14 protein-coding genes are annotated in these 18321 nt (G+C 52.7%); 6 read left to right on the top strand and 8 right to left on the bottom strand.

Translation table 11 applies throughout. The annotated features are described in order from the left end of the window. Nucleotides 1-64: 64 nt before the first annotated feature. The 3 genes from ABD949_RS02830 to ABD949_RS02820 all read right to left on the bottom strand — a co-directional run bounded on the left by ABD949_RS02830 (nt 65) and on the right by ABD949_RS02820 (nt 4858). Nucleotides 65-2521, bottom strand: coding sequence for a S9 family peptidase (locus ABD949_RS02830; RefSeq protein ID WP_345240348.1), 2457 nt, complete (start codon nt 2519-2521; stop codon nt 65-67). A 149-nt stretch (nt 2522-2670) separates the two neighbouring features. Next, nucleotides 2671-4260, bottom strand: a complete 1590-nt coding sequence (locus ABD949_RS02825) for a hypothetical protein (RefSeq protein WP_345240346.1) — start codon at nt 4258-4260, stop codon at nt 2671-2673. Further along, on the bottom strand, nt 4247-4858 hold the full coding sequence (locus tag ABD949_RS02820) for an RNA polymerase sigma factor (protein ID WP_345240344.1): 612 nt from the start codon (nt 4856-4858) through the stop codon (nt 4247-4249). The genes ABD949_RS02825 and ABD949_RS02820 overlap by 14 nt, the downstream gene beginning before the upstream one ends. A gap of 214 nt (nt 4859-5072) precedes the next feature. Here ABD949_RS02820 and ABD949_RS02815 point away from each other — a divergent pair, with 214 nt between their 5' ends. The 3 genes from ABD949_RS02815 to ABD949_RS02805 all read left to right on the top strand — a co-directional run bounded on the left by ABD949_RS02815 (nt 5073) and on the right by ABD949_RS02805 (nt 7332). Further along, on the top strand, nt 5073-5864 hold the full coding sequence (locus ABD949_RS02815; RefSeq protein ID WP_345240342.1) for an SGNH/GDSL hydrolase family protein: 792 nt from the start codon (nt 5073-5075) through the stop codon (nt 5862-5864). Nucleotides 5865-5907: 43 nt separating this feature from the next. Then, on the top strand, nt 5908-6735 hold the full coding sequence (locus ABD949_RS02810; RefSeq protein WP_345240340.1) for a PepSY-like domain-containing protein: 828 nt from the start codon (nt 5908-5910) through the stop codon (nt 6733-6735). Nucleotides 6736-6915: 180 nt separating this feature from the next. Continuing rightward, a complete protein-coding gene (locus tag ABD949_RS02805; RefSeq protein ID WP_345240338.1) occupies nt 6916-7332 on the top strand; it encodes a Rieske 2Fe-2S domain-containing protein in 417 nt (138 codons plus the stop codon). Between the two features lie 65 nt (nt 7333-7397). Here the strand turns inward: ABD949_RS02805 and ABD949_RS02800 are convergent, their stop codons facing one another. From ABD949_RS02800 to ABD949_RS02790, 3 genes are all read right to left on the bottom strand, one after another. Then, nucleotides 7398-7868, bottom strand: coding sequence for a heme-binding domain-containing protein (locus tag ABD949_RS02800; protein WP_345240335.1), 471 nt, complete (start codon nt 7866-7868; stop codon nt 7398-7400). 107 nt (nt 7869-7975) lie between these two features. Beyond that, a complete protein-coding gene (locus ABD949_RS02795; RefSeq protein ID WP_345240333.1) occupies nt 7976-8722 on the bottom strand; it encodes a LytR/AlgR family response regulator transcription factor in 747 nt (248 codons plus the stop codon). Continuing rightward, entirely contained in the window at nt 8719-9786 is a 1068-nt protein-coding gene (locus ABD949_RS02790; RefSeq protein WP_345240331.1) for a sensor histidine kinase, read from the bottom strand. Before ABD949_RS02790 ends, ABD949_RS02795 begins: the two co-directional genes overlap by 4 nt. A 703-nt stretch (nt 9787-10489) precedes the next feature. Between ABD949_RS02790 and ABD949_RS02785 the strand changes: the two genes are divergently transcribed. Next, on the top strand, nt 10490-13168 hold the full coding sequence (locus ABD949_RS02785; protein WP_345240329.1) for a TonB-dependent receptor: 2679 nt from the start codon (nt 10490-10492) through the stop codon (nt 13166-13168). A gap of 57 nt (nt 13169-13225) precedes the next feature. After that, nucleotides 13226-13915, top strand: coding sequence for a YceI family protein (locus ABD949_RS02780; protein ID WP_345240327.1), 690 nt, complete (start codon nt 13226-13228; stop codon nt 13913-13915). A gap of 58 nt (nt 13916-13973) precedes the next feature. Here ABD949_RS02780 and ABD949_RS02775 read toward each other — a convergent pair whose 3' ends face one another. Continuing rightward, a complete protein-coding gene (locus tag ABD949_RS02775) occupies nt 13974-14786 on the bottom strand; it encodes a lysophospholipid acyltransferase family protein (RefSeq protein WP_345240325.1) in 813 nt (270 codons plus the stop codon). Nucleotides 14787-15127: 341 nt separating this feature from the next. Between ABD949_RS02775 and ABD949_RS02770 the strand changes: the two genes are divergently transcribed. Continuing rightward, nucleotides 15128-15820: a porin family protein gene (locus ABD949_RS02770; protein WP_345240323.1), complete on the top strand. Its 693-nt coding sequence runs from the start codon at nt 15128-15130 to the stop codon at nt 15818-15820. A gap of 201 nt (nt 15821-16021) precedes the next feature. Here ABD949_RS02770 and ABD949_RS02765 read toward each other — a convergent pair whose 3' ends face one another. Next, nucleotides 16022-18202 carry a protein-disulfide reductase DsbD family protein gene (locus tag ABD949_RS02765; protein WP_345240321.1) on the bottom strand — a complete coding sequence of 727 codons (2181 nt, stop codon included), beginning with the start codon at nt 18200-18202 and terminating at the stop codon, nt 16022-16024. Nucleotides 18203-18321: the final 119 nt, after the last annotated feature.

Genomic DNA, 18321 nt, shown 5'->3' with positions numbered 1-18321 from the left:
TTCTATAACTCGTTTTTCGGCAATTTGTTTGAAAAACAAACGGGCTCCGCGGGACCCGTTCTGCTTACAATCGTTCTTCGAATAGCTTCAGAATGCGTTTGTATTCATCCGTCCAGCTTGTTGGTTCCACAAAGCCGTGGTCTTCTACGGGATAGGCCGCCAGTTCCCAGTTATCCTTTTTCAGCTCGATCAGCCGTTGCGCCAGCCGGACCACATCCTGGTAGTGGACATTCACATCCACCATGCCGTGGCAAATGAGCAGGTGACCTTTCAGTCCATCGGCGAAGTAGATGGGTGAACTGCGCCGGTACGCCAGTGAATCTGCTTGTGGTTCGTTTAGAATGGCGGAGGTGTACGGGTGGTTATACGCAGCCCAATCTGTTACCGGACGCAAGGCAGCACCGGCGGCAAACACTCCCGGTTGAGTAAACATCGCCATCAGCGTAATGAAACCACCGTAAGAACCGCCGTAGATACCGATGCGTTTGGCATCAATGCCGTGGTTCTGCACCAGCCACTGGGCGGCATCTACATGGTCGGTGAGGTCTTTGCCGCCCATGTGCCGGTATATACCCGTCCGCCAGTCGCGGCCATAGCCGGCACTCGCCCGGTAGTCGATGTCCAGCACCGTGTAACCTTTGTCGGCGAGCAGGTTATGGAACATGTACTCGCGGAAGTACTGGCTCCACCATTTATGGGCATTTTGCAGATAGCCGGCCCCGTGGACAAAGACAACCGCCTTACCGTTGGGATTGGCCGGTTTATACAGCCGGCCGTACACATCGACTCCGTCGCGGGCTTTAATCGTCACCACGGCCGGCTCACGCCAGGGGTAAGCGTTGAATTCGTTGGTCAGTGAACTGGTCAGTTTGACCGGCTGGGTAGGCTGTATGTTGCCTTTCTTATCTGTTTTCAGCTCGGCATAGTACAGTTCCCACGGCTGGTTGCTGTACGAATGCCGGATAAGCAGCTTCGTTTCGTCGGGCGAGAGGGATACGTCATTGGCACCGGTCATCGTCGTGAGTTTAACCCGCTCCCCACCGGTGACCGCCATGCGGTAAAAGTGCTGCTCGCCGGGATGCACTTCGTTGGTGGTTAGGAAGAAGTACTTTTTATCTTTCGACAACTGCGCCTGCTGCACCTCAAACTTGCCCTTGGTCAACTGCTTCTTCTCGCCGGTCGCCACGTTCACCGTGTATACGTGGGCGTACCCGTCGGCTTCGGATTGGTAATACAGCGTCTGGTTATCGACCCAGCCGAGGGTACCCAGCGCCGAATACCAGGAGACACCGGGGCCGCCTACCCAGGCTTCGTCGCGCTGACGGTCGAGGAGTTTGAGTTTGCGTGTGGCCGGGTCGAGCAGCATCAGCCAGCGGTCTTTGTTGTCGACCGACCTGACCACCAACACACCATAGCGGCCATCTTCTGACCAGTTAGGTCCCACTATAATCACCTTCCGGTCGGCGGGTTTAGTAATCAGGCTGGCTGGTTTGGTGGTATCGGCCGGTCCGGGTTTGAGGTCTGTACTGGCCACCAGCCCTTTTGATGTTTTCAGGTAATCGGGCAGGTCTTTGATGCCCGGAATGTCTTTGGTACTGACGGCAATGGCGGTATCCTTTGCGACATCGTACACAAAGAACTCGTACGACGAGGCTGGCGCACCTACTTTGGTACGGGCCTGCAGGTCTTCGGTAAACCCTGTCTCGGTTACGTAACTTGGTACAATAGCGGTCTTGGCGTCTTTAGCCGTTTTAACCAAGTTAAAGGTAACAAACTTGCCGTCGGGGCTTAGCGTCTGGCTGGTAACGGTACGGCCGTCGGTATAGAGCGGCTTGGGCTGCTGCGGCTTTTCAGCTTTGGTAATTTTGTCGCCTTCGTCTTTCTTTTCTTTCCGTTCTTTCAGCACCTCAAACAGCGAGAGCTGGTCGCGCTTGAGCCAGGTTTCCTGCTCGCTGGGTTTGGCGTCCGGTTTCTTGCTGCCCGCGTCGAAGTTCGTGATCTGAGCTATCTCGCCAGACATCAGGTTCATCCGGTAGACATTGCTGGAGCGGACAAAAACAATACTCTGTTCGTCTCCGCTGAACGTTGGGTTGCTCTCGCGGTCTACGGTGTTGGTCAACTGGCGGACCTTGCCCGTGCGGGTATCCAGCCAGAACAGATCACCCTGTTTTTCGTATAACCGCTGCGTTTTGGCCCGGTTGTAGGTACCGGCGCTGGCCGGAGGTAAGGCTATGCGCTCCGGTCGCTGAACTTTAGCCGGCGTACGGTCGGCGGTCAGCGAGATTTTGTATAGAGAATCGCTTTTAGCCTTTGCGGGATTCCAGCTAAAATAGATGGTTTTGGCGTCTTCCGACCAGAAGGGATTGCTGGGCGCGGTGCCGATCCAGCTTTTGGGATCCTGCATGATTTTTTCGACCGTCAGGGTGGGTCGGGCGGTGGTCGGCTGTGGAGCAGTGGGGTTGGGTTGCGCCCAGGCCGGCAATGTCAGCAGGCTGCACAGCACGAAGAAAGATGGCTTCATTGAATCGTTGACGAACAGATCGGTTAGATTGGGGCTATGAATTTAACCAGAAAAACCGAAACGCCGGTGTTTTCGTGCCAAACTGCTCAAAAACAAACGACTCCGGAAACGCATCAGCCGTTTTCCGGAGTCGCTGTATACCAATTGACTTAGAACTGATACAGTATCCGCACCCGCAGACCGGTCGCTGAGCTGGTCAGGCCGAACGGCGTTGTGGTAAACGGTTTACTGTAGTATGGGCTGGCCTGGAACACCAGGTTCTTCCACTGCTTTTCGGCGGCAAAGCCAATGGTCCAGCTATTGAACCATTGGGCCGGTCGGTTGGCGTGCAGTTGCGTCTCGTTAAAATCGCCCGGTGCGCGACGGTAGGTAAAGGCAATCACTTCCTTGGCGTTCAGGCTGAAGTTCATACCTGCCGAGGGCGTAATGGCGATGTTGTCAATCAGCGGAATGCGGTAGCCGAGGCTAACCGGCACCTGCCAGGTGGTGCTGTGCTGGTTGATGTTCAGGATCTCGTGACGCGGGTCAATACCGTTGGCGTAATCCCGCCGGAAGTCCCGCTTCTTATCCCTGTTAAACTGGATATCGGTGAGAAACTTACCTCCCTCAACACTCAGCCGGTTGAGACCGATGCCCAGCGTCACGTGCTTTCCGAACAGGACCTCACTGTACAAACCGCCACTCCATTGTCCGGTGCCGAGTTCGGTGCTGCCACCTATTCGAAGTTTAATCGCTGAGTTTGGCTCCGCTGCCATGGCCTCCGCCTGTGTATACTGCGGAATGGGTAGAAGACTCCGAATCCGGCGCGACCGGCGGTCCAGCCGCTCCCGGTAATAAGCCGAGTCGACCCAAATACCCCGGTTGTTAAGTGGCTCTACGTTCAACCAGGTAAATTCGGCTAGCCGCTCTGAGCCGCCTGAAGGCTGGGATGCATTACCTGTCGCCGAATGGTCGGTAGTCGGTAACTGCCGGCCAGAGGAGGGCTGTCCGCTGACCTGGTCGTTGCGGTCGTTCCCGACTGAACCGCGGTTCCGGGTAGTTGACCGGCTATCTGTACGGCTATACCGGTCGGAGCGATCAGAAATCTCTTTTGGTCGGCCTGCTCCAGTACCGGTGGCACCAGTCGGCTCGACACCGGTACTGGGTGTAGTCTGCTCCATATTATCCGGTGCATTCGGATCGGAATTAGCCGGAAGAGTTGGCGTAACGTTTGATTTCGTTTGGGCTATATCGGTCTCGGGAGTCTGGTGGTTCTGTCGCGGGGTTGCCGGCAGGGTATTTCTGCCAATACCATCATCCTTAATCTGCTCCATGTTGATGCCCTGACCACCGGACTGGGCAATCAGATCTCGGCTGCTCGATCGGCGGGTGGTTGCATAACCCTCCGGTACACGCTCTGTGACCGGTGCCGTTACGTATTTCGTAATATATACCGTATCGACCCGGTTTTGCAGGCCGGCGTGCAGCTCCTGCATTTCCGTCAGGGATTTATTCAGGGAGCCGACCGACTGACGGAGTTCCTGGTTGGTGCGGTACTGCCAGATGGTTGTTACCAGCAGGGCAACGATAGCCGCAGCGGCTGCGCTGGGTATCAGCCAGCGGGCTGCACCCGGCAGGGCCGATGCAGGCGCATGCTGATGCATATAAGCCTGCATCTGGTCCCAGTCTTTCTCCCGAAAAGCAGGATCCATGCTTTCGAGCTTTCGGCGGATAGAATCGTCAAACTTATCGGTTTTCATGATAACGAACAGGGATCGGAGGATCGGTTGGAAAAAGATGTGGGTATGCGGTTTTTATCGCCTGCTGCAGGCGCTGTCGGGCACGTAAAAAATGTGACCGTACGGTTGCTTCGTTGTTTTGCAGGAGTTCAGCAATTTCGCGAAGGCTATAGCCGTCGACTACGTGCATGGAGAAGACGGTTCGATAGACCGGTGGTAGCTCCTGAACCAGCGCCAGAATCTCGTCGGCGGCAATCCGGTCTATGACGTTATCGTCAAAAGCAATATCCATGTCCGGATCGGGTGCGGGCCCGGTCTCCAGCTTATGGTATTTCCGGTAATAGCTGATCGCCGTATTGATCAGAATGGTCCGGAGCCACGCCTTAAACGGGTATGAGGCATCGTAAGTATCCAGGCGCTGAAATACCTTCAGAAAGCTTTCGTTCAGCACGTCCTCCGCTTCTTCGATGCTGGAGGAATAGCGCAGACAAATACTTTTGGCATACCCATAAAACTGCCTGAACAGCACCCGTTGCGCTAGGGCGTTGTTGGCGCGGCAGGCGTCGATGACACTCAGTAGGTCATTCTCAACGAAAGTGGGGCGCTTCTTAAACAACAAGGGCCTTGACAGTTAAAGAGATGATAGACGTATACCTTCCAGAGTACGCACCCGAACGAATTTTCGTTGCAAAAGTTGCTCAATTTTAACGCCATTTTTACTGGCGTGCTTTTTTATAAAAATTTTGGATGCCTTGCAACGCAGCCGGGGTAACCCGCGTAATGGCGATTGAAAGCAGAGGAAAGCGCTTTCAGGATTAGATGACAGGCTCCCTATGAACATAAATCTTTTGGTGATTGGCAGTTGTCAGACGTATGGCTACGGGCTTGCGGCCGGTCAAAGCTTTGTCGACCAGTTTATCCGGCGGCTGGAGCAGTGCGGTCAGCACGTTAAGGCAGAATATTACGCGCCCGTCAGTTTACAGGCCGTACGCTACCTGCTTCCTAAACTGCCTCTGAACCAGTACGACGTAATCTTGCTGCAGGCCGGTCATTTTGAGCTTCAGCAATCCCAGCCATTCACTACATTTCTTAAAAAGCAACGTTCGGTGAACGAACTCGTGATTGCGGTCCCAGCGGATATAGACGCATTGCGGGATCTGGCTCCGCTGGTTTTGGACAAGGCCGGTTCGCCGTCGGGCAACTGGCTGATGGCGAACCTTAAGTTAGCATTTCTACGCAGTTTGGCGGGGTTTCGTACGCTGACTCGGCTGAACGAGGTACATCGGAATCTGCGGATTATCCTGAAGGCCCTCCGCCCCCACCGCCACAAGGTGTTGCTGCTGACTCCGCTGCCGCACCGGGAGCCGGTAAGCCGCTGGCTTCGCAACCGGGGGCGGACCTTGTTTATAGAGGAAGCAGCCCATCAGGGATTCAGCGTTTTTGATACCCATACCCTGATTCAACCCAGGGAAGAATATTTTATCATCGATGATCCGGCCCACCTCAATGCCGTTGGTCATGAGCTGATCGGTAGCCGGCTCTTCGATTTCTACCGGGCAGAACCAGTGGTACTGCCTGATCAATTCAAATCACCTGATCGTTTCAACGGACATCGCATGCCATAACCTTTACTCTTCCATTACCTTAAACAATTACCATTTACAAACCATGAAAAAAGTGATCATGATTGGCCTGGTGGCCGCGGCCGGATTTGGCCTGTATGGATGTAATCAGAGTCAGCAGTCTGTTGACCCGGACTCGACAATCGTAGATGCCAGCACTGCCCGACTGGCTGCAACCCTGACGAACGGTGGTGGTCGGGTAAAGCTGACAAAAGTGGAGATTTCGGCGCTACCGCCCAATGCACTGGCCCATATCGCAAATGCCTATGCCGGGTCTGAAATCAAGCATGCCGGTAAAGATGTTAATGATAATCTGGTAGTGATGATTACAACGGTAGATGGTACACCGAAAGCGCTGTTGTTTAATGCTGCCGGGGAATACCAGCAGGAACTGACGTTTGAGCGCAAAGGTGAAGGGCACAAAGGCGGGTCGTTGACCAAAATAGACGTGGCCACTCTGCCGGCTGCCGTGACTACCTACGTGAGCCAGAACCATGCCGGGGCAGAGATCAAAGGCGCGGCCAAAGATGGGGCCGGCAACATTGTAGTCATGCTCGTTCAGGACAACGTTCCGAAAAGCGTACTGTTCGATGCCAACGGGGCTTTCCTACAGGTGATGGAGATGCGTGGCGGCCCGAAAGGTGGCGGCAAAGGCGGTAAGCGGGGCGACTGGACCGAAGTAGCCGCAGCCGACCTGCCACAGGCTACCAAAGATTATATTAGCGCCAACTATGCCAACGGCCAGATCAGGCGGGCGGCCAAGAGCAAAACCGACGGCAAATTCACCGTGCTGGTGCATACCAGCGACAACCAGCACGTAGCGCTGCTGTTCGCGGCCGACGGTACCTTCGAGAAAGCGCTTACCAAAAAGTAAGCATTAAGAAGATGGGTGGTCTTCACCTGCGCCGGTGCGTCTGCCGGCGCAGGTGTGGATAGTAGCAGAAAGACATCAGGGGATCACTGGTGTCTTTTTTCTTTATGCATAAATCCAGCCGATTGCTGCAACGCAGGAATAGCGACCTGCGTATTGGCTAAAAGAAAAGGTTAGTACATAATGAAGAGAGTGGAGTTTCTTAAGTCACTGGGGTTTAGCGGAAGCGCGCTCTGGGTTTTGCTCACAGCCTGTCAGCGGGATACCGAGGTGATACCGGGGCCGGTGACCAATGGGCCGGTAGACTTCACGTTGGATTTAGGTGATCCGGCCAATGCCGTCCTCCGGAAAGGCGGAGGGTATGTAATCAGTAATGGGGTGGTCGTGGCCCGAACCCCGCACGGCGGCTTTGTGGCGGCTACCCAGACGTGTAGTCACGAGAAAAATCAGGCCGTTGTTTTTCAGGGAAATGAGTTTGTCTGCACCGTACACGGTGCCAAATTTGATACCGCCGGCCGGGGCATGAACAACTTAGGCAGTCGTGGCCTGCGCGTCTTTAAAACCGAGCTGAAGAATCTGGCCTTACGCGTTTACTCCTGACCGATCATAAACCGCCCGCAGAGCACCGGGCGGTTTATGATCGGCGCACAGGCCGGTACAACGCTTTATTGGGGCTGTTCGCTGGCTACACCAAGTTTCTGCCGCTCTTCGGTTACCCACGCCACAATGCGCTTTACCTGCTGATCGCTCAATTTGGTGTCCGTGTGGATGAGGGTGTAGGATGGTAGCGGCATATGCCCTTCTTCGAGTTCCTCGGCGATTTCTTCCAGCTTGTGATCCTGCTTCTTTTTATCGTACTGCGCGAACGTCGAAAAGTTGAGCTCGTCTTTTCCTTCGTCAATATGGTTATTCAGCCATAATCCAATGGGATTTACGCTGGCATACCAGGGGTAGGTGGTATTGTTGGAATGGCAGTCGTAGCAGGAGGCTTTCAGAGTCAGCATTACATCGTCAGGTACCTGAACGGCGTGGGTGATGTCCTGCGGTGTAGCGGCCTCGCCCTGGTTCAGATCCGGCCGGATAAACTGGATAAGCACCAGCACAACAAGCAGCCCAATGGCTATTTTGGTCTTCATAGTAAAATAAGAGTGGGTTACGGATTGAGTAAAAAGCCGGTGTCCTTTCAATGGACACCGGCAGCAGGTGCAAGTTTAGGAATAGATCAGAATAAAGCCAACGCGTTTTACGTCCAGCGGCTCAGAAACTGGGTAAATGTATCTTTGTACTGATCACTGACGGGAATGGTGATCTGACCAATCTGAATGGAATTGCGCGTGATGGCATCAATCTTTTCCAGGGCCACAATGAACGACCGGTGAACCCGCATAAACCGCCGGGTAGGCAGTTTTTCTTCCAGCGATTTCAGGCTGGTAAGCGACAGCAGGGGTTTAGGGTCATGCTGCAGATGCACTTTTACATAATCCTTTAGCCCTTCAATGTAGAGAATGTCATCAAAGGCAACCCGCACCAGCTGGTATTCTACTTTCAGAAACAGGTAATCATCTTCGGGCTCCGCCACTACCGCCGGTACCTGAACCGGATTCGCCCGCTGTACCAGGTCATAGTAGGCTTTCGCTTTCGTAGCCGCCCGCAGAAACTCTTCGTAATTGAACGGCTTCAGCAGGTAATCCAGGGCGTCCACTTTATAGCCTTCCAGGGCAAAATGGTTGAAGGCCGTAGTGAAAATAATCCGGGGCGGACGCTGTCCTGAATTACTATCCAGCACTCTGGCGAGTTCGATACCAGTCAAATCCGGCATCTGAATATCCAGAAAGATGATATCTGCCTGCTGCTGGCTGAGACCATGCAGGGCTTCTACGGCGCTGGCGTATCGACCGGTCAGGTGAAGAAACGGCGTTTTTTCAATAAAGGCGCAAACGAGTCCAAGGGCCAGCGGTTCGTCGTCGACGGCAATGCAGTTCAGGGTCATGACAGGTGCAAAGATAAACGAACGGAGTATTCGTTTTCCGGGGTCATCTCGGTAACGGCCAGCTTGTAGTTATCCGGGTATAGCAGATCGAGCCGACGGCGGGTATTGGCCAGACCGATGCCGCTGCCCTGGTCGAGCGACAGCGTTTTCTCGGCAAACAGGGTATTCCGTACTTCCAGATCCAGCGTTCCGTTATACTGCCGCACACCCACATAGATCCGGCTTGGATGCAGCGCGCTAACGCCATGCTTAAACGCATTCTCCACAAAGGGCAGTAACAGCATCGGTGCAACGGGTACATCACGCAGCGGGCTCGGCTTATCAAACTCCACCTTTACTTTTTCGGTCAGGCGCAACTGCATCAGTTGAATGTAATCCTCCACAAAATCGAGCTCCTTGCTGAGCAGGGTGGTACCATTCTGAGTTTCGTATAGCACGTAACGCATCATCCGCGACAGCTTATGCAGGGCCTCACGGGCCATATCGGTGTCGATAAGCGTCAGGGCATAAATGTTGTTAAGGGTATTGAAGAAGAAGTGGGGGTTGATCTGTGCCTTCAGAAACGAGAGTTCAGTAGTGACCTTGGCCTGTTCGAGTTCCTGCCGGATTTGGGTGTCTTTCTGCCATTTCTGCACGGCCCGGATGCTGGTGCTGATTCCTAATACAACGGTGGTGGTCAGCAACATAAACCAGTCGATCCGGACTCCCCGGCGCTGGAACCGTGGTCCGCCATCCGGATGAAACGCTTTATGCATCAGCTCGGGCAGGTTCAGGTAGAGCTCAACCTGCCGGCTCAGTACCATCACGACCGCTATTACCGCCAGCATAACGCCGACGAACAGACTGGTACGGTTCTGAAAAAGCAGTTTGGGTACCCAGACTTCCGCATTCAGGTAAAACAAACCTACCAGCAGGGAGAAGAAGATAATCTGCTTCATCCAGAACTGATACGGCAGATCGACCTGCCACGTCAGCGGTTGAAACATAAACAATGAAAACCCCAGCAGAATCCAGCCAAGTATGTGAATGAACCGGGGTACATGTTGACGCAGAGAAAAGGACATTATGCTGCTTTTTAAATTTACCGGGTTAAGTCGGTAGGACTAAATTGGTAAAAATTTATAGAAATTCCTCGAAAACGTAGAACGATGCTAAGTTTAGCTAGTCCTTCGAGTTTAATCTCTAGTACAAGTTTACACAAGCCTATCGACTAAATCCGGTTTAATCGACCGGCAGCCGGATTGTCCCGACTGAATGCCGGTTTTGGCCTATAAACCATTTTTCTGCTGATACGAGCGGCCACCTTTCTGTTTAGGATTATTCTAACCCGGGAATAGGGCAAAAAAACAGCCTGACCTCATCGAAGCCAGGCTGTCCGCAATCCATCTTTTTCCTTTACTCTAATCTTCAAATCCATACGTTATAGAAGACAGGAACGTTGCACTACCCGGGAATTTTATTCCCGTCAGAGGAAGCTAATCCAGTAGCACGGGTTCCGCGCTGTATCGCTGGGATAAGAAAACAGTTACAATCATACAGCCATCCATCAACTTCTTCGCGTATAATCGACGGTTAGCCCGATTCCGCCGACAAGTTCCGTGTTTTTACCTATAAACTCCTTCCGTGTAAATACCTTCCAGTCAGTTTTGCATTTATCGGTGAAAAGTGCCCAATAGTCGACGTTCATGCGTTGTTGGTCTATTCTGTTTTTTAGAACGCGCGAAAGGCTGTTGCTTTGGGGCATTGAATGATAATCCGCAAACAATCATGAATAAATTCTTCGTTTCTGCTCTTTTACTTACCGGACTAATGGCACCGGCTTACAGCCAGTTTCCGATGGGCGGCCCCGGTGGCCCCGGAGGATTTGGCGGGCCGGGCGGTAACCGGCAGGATCGGCAGAGCACCAACATCCCGGGCACCGCAAACGATAATACTCCTCGTGGCAACGGTAAAATCAGCGGCTTGCTGATGGACGAGTCGACCAACAAACCGGTCGAGTACGCAACGGTTGCCCTCATCAATGTTCAAACCGGCAAACCTATCGATGGAACAACCAGCGACGACAAGGGTCGGTTCTCCATCACCAAAATTGCCCCAGGCAGCTACAAGCTACAAGTTTCCTTCATGGGGTATAAGAATAAGGATGTCGACGCCATCAAGATCGAAAGAGGAACCGACATCAATCTGGGCATCGTCAAAATGGAAGCTGATGTTCGGACCCTGAACGAAGTAACCGTTACCGGACAGGCTGCCATGGTCGAAGAAAAAGTAGACCGCCTGGTATACAATGCCGAAAAAGACATTACCAATAAAGGAGGTGACGCTACCGACGTAATGCGGAAAGTGCCGATGCTGTCGGTTGACCTCGATGGTAACCTCTCGCTGCGCGGTAGCTCGAATGTGCGGGTACTCATCAACAACAAACCCTCGACCATTGTCGCCAGCAGCGTAGCCGACGCGCTGAAGCAGATCCCGGCGGATATGATCAAGACCGTTGAGGTAATTACTTCACCCTCGGCAAAATTTGATGCAGAAGGTTCAGCGGGTATCATCAACATCGTTACCAAGAAGAATACCTTGCAGGGCGCTACCCTGAACCTGGATATGGGTACCGGTAACCGGAGTTCCAACCTGGCCCTGAACGGTAGCTACCGCAATGGCAAAATGGGCTTCAACCTCGGCGGTTTCGGCCGGGCCATGTATAACGTACGGGGTGCTTTTGAGAACACCCAGCAAACCGCTTCGCCGAACGGCCGGATTACCACCATCCAATCCTCAGATACCCGCAACCAGGGCATGTTTGGTAACTACCAGTTAGGCTGGGATTATGATATCAACCAAAATACCTCACTCACCGCCAGCGTGCGCTACGGTATCCGGAATATGATGAACAGCCAGAATAACCTGCTGACGCGGACGTTCCTGCCGGGTGCAGCTATTCCGATCGTCAACGGCCGCGATGTAGACACCAAAGATTTGTCGGGAACGGTCGACGCCAACATCGCCTACACCCGCACCTACAAGCCGCAGCAGGAATTTAGTGTACTGGGCCTGTTCAGCCGGAACAACCGGACCAACAACTTTGTGGCCGATCTGCTCAGCAGCACCGACTTGCACACCATTACGGCCCGTCAGCGCAACGAAAACCTGAGCTACAACCAGGAGTCGACGCTGCAGGTCGACTACCAGACGCCGATCAAGCGCAACCAGATGCTGGAGTTTGGGGGTAAGGGCATCTTCCGTCAGGTGAACAGCGATTTCCGGTACTTCTTCGCCGACGGTCCCAATGCCGTGTATCTACTGGACAACACGCGGCCGGCCAACACGCTGGATTATGACCAGAATGTAATGGCATCTTACTTCTCGTATACTTACACTAGCAAAAGCAAGTATACCTTAAAGGCTGGTGCCCGCTACGAATACACCATGATCGATGCGCGGTTCAGTAATACAGAAGGAGGCCAGCTCGACAAAATACCGGATTATGGTAACCTGGTGCCGAGCATCAACCTCTCTAAAGGTCTGAAAGGTGGAAAGTCGATTAAGATAGGCTATAACCGTCGTCTGCAGCGGCCGGGTATCCAGTTCCTGAACCCGAACCGGAATGCCGCCAACCCGACGAACATATCTGAAGGTAACCCGTATCTGGCTCCTGAATTAACGGATAACTTTGAACTGGGTCTGAGCGGTGCCATCAAGGCATTCTACATTAACGCTACGCTGTTTGCCCGCCAGACGAACAACTCCATCACCAGTGTTCGGGATACGCTTCGGCAAAGCATCGGTGATCCGCTCAATCCTGCCTTCCAGCAGGTAATCCGGACCACATTCCAGAATATTGGTAAGGAGAATGCTTACGGGATGAACCTGTTTGCCAATGCGACACTGTTCTCCCGCTGGCAGATTGGTGGTGGTGTTGACCTTTACCATACTTTCCTGACCAACAATAACAACAACCCGCTGTATGGTGCTTCCAACTCAGGCTGGGTTGTGGGCGGCCGGATGTTTACCAGTGTTGCCTTGAAAAATGGCTGGGGTATCCAGGGTTTTGGGGGCGCACGTGGCCGGCAGGTGCAGCTCCAGGGTTACCAGGGCTCATTTGCCTTCTATAACCTGGGCGTTAAGAAAGATTTCAAGAACAAGCGGGGTAGCGTCGGTCTGGCGGCTGAGAACTTCTTTAACCATCCGTTCAAGGTTCGGTCTGAGTTCACTACGCCAATCCTGTCTCAGTCGTCTGTCATGAGTATGTACAATGCCGGTGTCCGCGCAACGTTTAGTTATCGGCTGGGTAAGATGAGCTTCGATGGTCAGGGCTTTGGCCGTCGCCGGAAGTCAGTCAACAACGATGACGTAAAGCAGGGTGGTGACAACGACAGCGGTGGCGCTCAGCAGCAGCAACAGCCGCAAGGTGGTGGCGCGCCGGGTGGTGGCCGTGGCCCACGTTAGTAGATTTAATCATAATTCTCTTTACTAAGCAGTAACCCAAACGATCCTATTTTAAGTATGAAGACCAACCAACTGTTTGCCGGCCTGATGGCCGCCGTACTGATAAGCAGTACGCCCTTAATGGCTCATTTCAACGTAGCCAATGGTCCTGAGAAAAAAGCCGGCAAGCCGGCTGCCAAAGCCGTAACGTATACGGTAGATACGGAGCAGAGTGCGCTGACCTGGAACGCCAAGAAAGTAGGCGGTGAGCATACCGGCAATGTGAAACTGGCAAAAGGCCAACTGACCGTGGACGGCAATAAACTGACTGGCGGTAACTTTGTGATGGATATGACTACCATTGTGGATACCGACATCACCAACGCTGGTATGAACAAGCGACTGACCGACCACCTGAAGTCAGAAGATTTCTTCTCGGTAGAGAAAAACCCGACGTCTACGTTCAAGATCACCAAAGCAGCACCAATTGCTGGTGCCAAAGCCGGTGAGCCCAACTATACCGTAACGGGTGATTTGAGCATCAAAGGCACAACGAAATCGATTACGTTCCCGGCTACCGTTAACGTGTCGGCCAATACCGTAGAAGCTACCGGTAAAGCCGAGATCAACCGGATTGATTACGATATCAAATACCGCGCAGCCATTATTGGTACGGCCGCTGATAAAATCATTGACGATACCTTTACGCTCGACATCAAACTAGTGGCGAACAAGGGTGATAAGGCGATGGCCGAGAAAACCAAGTAAGTAGATAATCACAAAAAAAGGGTGCCGGCTAATGCCGGCACCCTTTTTTTGTGATTATCTACTTCATCCACGTCATCTTCTCCGGAATATCCTGCTCAATCGCCTGCCGCACCCGTTCGACCAGCGCTTCTACCGGCTCATCCAGGCTATAGGTCATCGGCGGTTTAAAGCGGACAGTCAGTAGCGTATTGCGCTTTTTAAACCGCAACCCTTTTTTATCGAAGGCCCGCCGGAAACCGTTGATTACCACCGGCACGACAATAGGCTCGTTGTGTTTGATAATGTGTGCCGTACCTTTCCGCACCGGCGCATAGGGGCTGGTAGTGCCCTGCGGAAAGCTGACTACCCAGCCGTGCTGCAGCGCAATGCCGATTTTCTCATTGGCTGAGGTGTCCACATCCCGTTTTACTTCCCGGCCTTCGGCCCGCCAGGAGCGCTCTACGGTAATGGCTCCACCCATGGCAAACATCTTCGGCACAAACCCTTTTTTCATGGTTTCGGAGGCTGCTACGTAGTAATTGCGGGCACGGGGCGCAAACAGGTACATGGGCGGCAGGATGGTATTTTTAAAACCCCATTTGACCGCGCAGAATATGTGGAAGAAAGCAATGACGTCGGCAAAGTACGTCTGGTGATTCGACAGGAACAGGACATTATTGATGGGCAGGTTCTCCAGATGCTCCGTTCCTTCTATTTCTATCCGGTTGACAACCGTGTAGCGGAAGTACGTAAACCAGCCAATAATGCAAATCAGAATCCGGCGCACCAGGAGCGAGTTGCCGAACGGGTCGCGCTCAAACAGACCCAGCACATCCAGTGCGGCAAAAGGTTTTGGTAAGTAACTATATTTTGTAGGCTTGATGTATTTCATCGTACCATCAGATGATGACGTAAAAGGTAAAGCTACAATTTGCCTGCAATGTTTTCAACAAATAATACAAAAGTTGTAGTGCGCTATTCCACCATTCCGCTTTCAGATTCTTTCCCATTGACTCCTATTACCGGACCGGTCGGCTTCACAAATTCTTGCGCCTGATAATCAGGTGCTGACAAATACTATGAAAAATATTTTTTAACTGCATTAATCCTTTATCGGGCAACTCTGTCAAAGAATCAGATTTCGATAAACAAGAAAAACGAATTACGCAACCGGTGCCTATGACAGATGGTATACTTAATTTTTAAACTTTTCACTCTGTAATTGCAACAACCATGAAACGTCTTTTTCTCACTGGCATCGCTACCCTTGGATTCTTTGCTGTTAGCACTGCAACCTTTGCCCAGGTTCAGGTAGGTCTCCGGGGGGGAGCCCACTGGGGTACCGTATCCAAGCCTGAAGTTTTTGAAAGTATGATCCCGACGTTCCGCCTGTCACCGGGTCCAACCGGAGCGCTGTTTCTCGAAGTGCCAGTGAGTGAGCGTGTGTCTATCCGGCCGGAGATTGCCTATGTGCAGAAGGGCTTTATGCTTCGGGAGAGTTATAATCTGAATTTAGGTGGTTTTAACCTGCCGTTGGGCGCCAGGGTTGCCTATCAGGCACAAAATATAGAAGTACCCCTGCTGGCGAAGGTAAACCTGAGCGATGGTCCGGTTAAGCCGTATCTGTTTGCGGGTCCGGCAGTGAGTTATATGGCCGATAGCCGGGTGCAGGCCCGTGGTACGGCGCTGTTTCGTACCAAGCCGATCAATCTGGATGCCGATTTCGGCGGCTGGATGAACAAATGGGATTTCAGCGGTATTGCCGGTGCTGGTGTGTCGGTCGATGCCGGAGCTGGTAAGTTCTTTGCAGAAGCCCGCTACGAGCATGGTTTTACGCGGCAGATTCAGGTGCCGGTTGTAAACCTGCCGGTCCGTAACCGCGGTGTCAATGTATCGCTAGGATATTCGTTCCCAATCGGGCAGTAAGATAATAGAGTAGTATCTGTAGGGTGAATACGTACCCACCGTTCAACCTTTCCACCGTAACTAGTTTTTTTACCGTAACGCTGTAGATACACAAAAGCCCGGTGCATATTGACACCGGGCTTTGTTATGTAGAACGGAACGGGTCGGCAGTTTTAGTTAATATCTGGAGGAGGAACGGCCAAAACGGAATACAATTCCGTTCTACAGAGCTGCAAACTTCGCTTTTCCCGCATCCAGATATTCTGCAAAGGAGTTGACATTCAGATCGTAATTTTTTGGTTTCACCAGCAGATTACCGTCGTGGTCGACGATGCAGTAATGCGGCTGGGCGTTATTGTTGTACTTCACAATTTGCAGGTCGGCATTCTGGGCACCAATGGTCTTCTTCTGCTTATTGTCGTATTTGGATACATACCATTGCGACTCGGGCAGTTCCGTTTTATCGTCTACATACAGCGCGACCACCACAAAATCATTGCGCAGGCGGTTCAGCACGGGGGCTTCTGACCAGACACGGGCTTCCATTTCCCGGCAGTTGACGCAGCCGTGCCCTGTGAAGTCGATAAAAACCGGTTTGTTTACCTTTTTGGCATAATCCAGCGCCTGCTGGTAATCAAAAAAGCCCTGGATACCGTGCGGCAGCCTGAACAGCTCGGCGTATTTCGGTCGCTCACTAAGAGCCGTTGTCTGGCCGTCGCTTCCAACCGATGCTGTGCGGCCCTGCAGACTGAAATCCTGCGACGTTTCCGGCGGCAGGTAACCGGCCAGCGCTTTCAGCGGAGCGCCCCACAGGCCCGGAACCATGTATACCACAAAGGCAAACGTAACAATGGCCATTAGCAGCCGGGGAATACTGATGTGGTTTACCTCACTATCGTGCGACAGGCGTATTTTGCCCAGAAAGTAAAAGCCGATCAGCGAGAAAATGACAATCCAGAACGACAGGAATACTTCACGGTCGAGCAGGCCCCAGTGGTATACTTGGTCGGCAATGCTCAGGAACTTCAGGGCCAGGGCTAGTTCCAGAAAACCCAGCACTACCTTGACGGAGTTCAGCCAGCCGCCCGATTTGGGCAGGCTCTTGAGCCACTGCGGAAAGGCGGCAAACAGCGAAAACGGGATGGCAAACGCCGACGAAAACGCAACCATGCCAATAATTGGCTTCATGACTTCACCACCCGCCGAGGCTACCAGCAAACTGCCCACAATGGGACCGGTGCAGGAGAACGAGACCAGCACCAGGGTAAAGGCCATAAAAACGATACCCAACACCCCACCCCGTTCGGCCTGTGCATCGGCGCTATTAACCAGCGAACTGGGCAGCACAATCTCAAACAGCCCTAAGAATGAAAGGCCAAAAATGAAGAAGATAGCGAAGAAAAGCAGATTAGGCAACCAGTGGGTGCTGACAAAATTAGCAAAGGCGGGACCGTTAATCCGCGATACCAGCGTACCAATCAACACGTAAATGGCGATAATCGATACCCCATACAGCAGCGCCTTCATAGCCCCGTGGTTCTGCTTGGTGAAATAACTTACCGTCATCGGGATAATCGGAAACACGCAGGGCGTCAGCAGCGCGACCAGGCCCGACAGGAAGGCCGCAATGATAAAACCAGTCAGCGATTCGTCCGGAGTATCGGTATTCTGTATGGCGTCTACCGTAGCACCTGCCGGGTTGGTTACTACCGTCTGACCAGCGGTGGCCGTGTTATTCGGACTCGCAGCCGCCGATGGCGCTACCGCCGAGGCTACAGCGGTGGTATCATTAATGGCTGGCGTGGTGGGGGGGGCTGGTGTCGTACCCGACGCGGGGAGATTACCGCCTACCGCTGTGGGAGCCGGAGTGGGTGTAAGATTCGTTGACGGGGTGGCTGGAGCGGCTACTCCGGAGGTTTTAATGGAAACGGTCAGTTCATTTTCGGCCGGCGGCAGGCATACAAGATCTATATTGGAGCAGGTCTGATATTCGACCGTACCTTCGACAACCGGATTGGGCTTTATAATTCTGACTTTCTGGATAAACGTAGCTTTGTTGGCAAAGTACCGGACTTTCCCCTGCCAGACCTCATCGAATTTCTCTTTAACCCCAACCGGAGTCAGATTACCTACCTTTTGGTATGTGTCAGAAGCTTTAAATTTTACGGCCGTGGGAATAGGGCCGAGGTCCGGATCTATATCTGAGGAATAAATATACCAACCCTCATCAATAGTGGCGGTAACCCGGATATCTACTACATCGTTGACCTTAGCATTGGCCCCGGCTGAACTCATTGTCCAGGTGACCGGAATCTTACGAATCTGCGCCTGTGCATACTGAACAAATAAGAAAACTGTCAGCAGGCAGGACAGGATTCGAACGGAAACGTTTATGGATCGCATAGTTTGGTCTGATCGGCAGTGAGTCTATCCTGCATAACAACCGATTTGCAAAAATATTTCCCTTATAACGTTAAACTCTCGATAGTCCCCAAAAAAACACCGTCCCGGACAAGTGTCGG

Source organism: Nibrella saemangeumensis (assembly GCF_039541915.1).
GTDB classification, from domain to species: Bacteria; Bacteroidota; Bacteroidia; order Cytophagales; family Spirosomataceae; genus Nibrella; species Nibrella saemangeumensis.
This window is presented reverse-complemented; position numbering and strand designations above follow the sequence as displayed.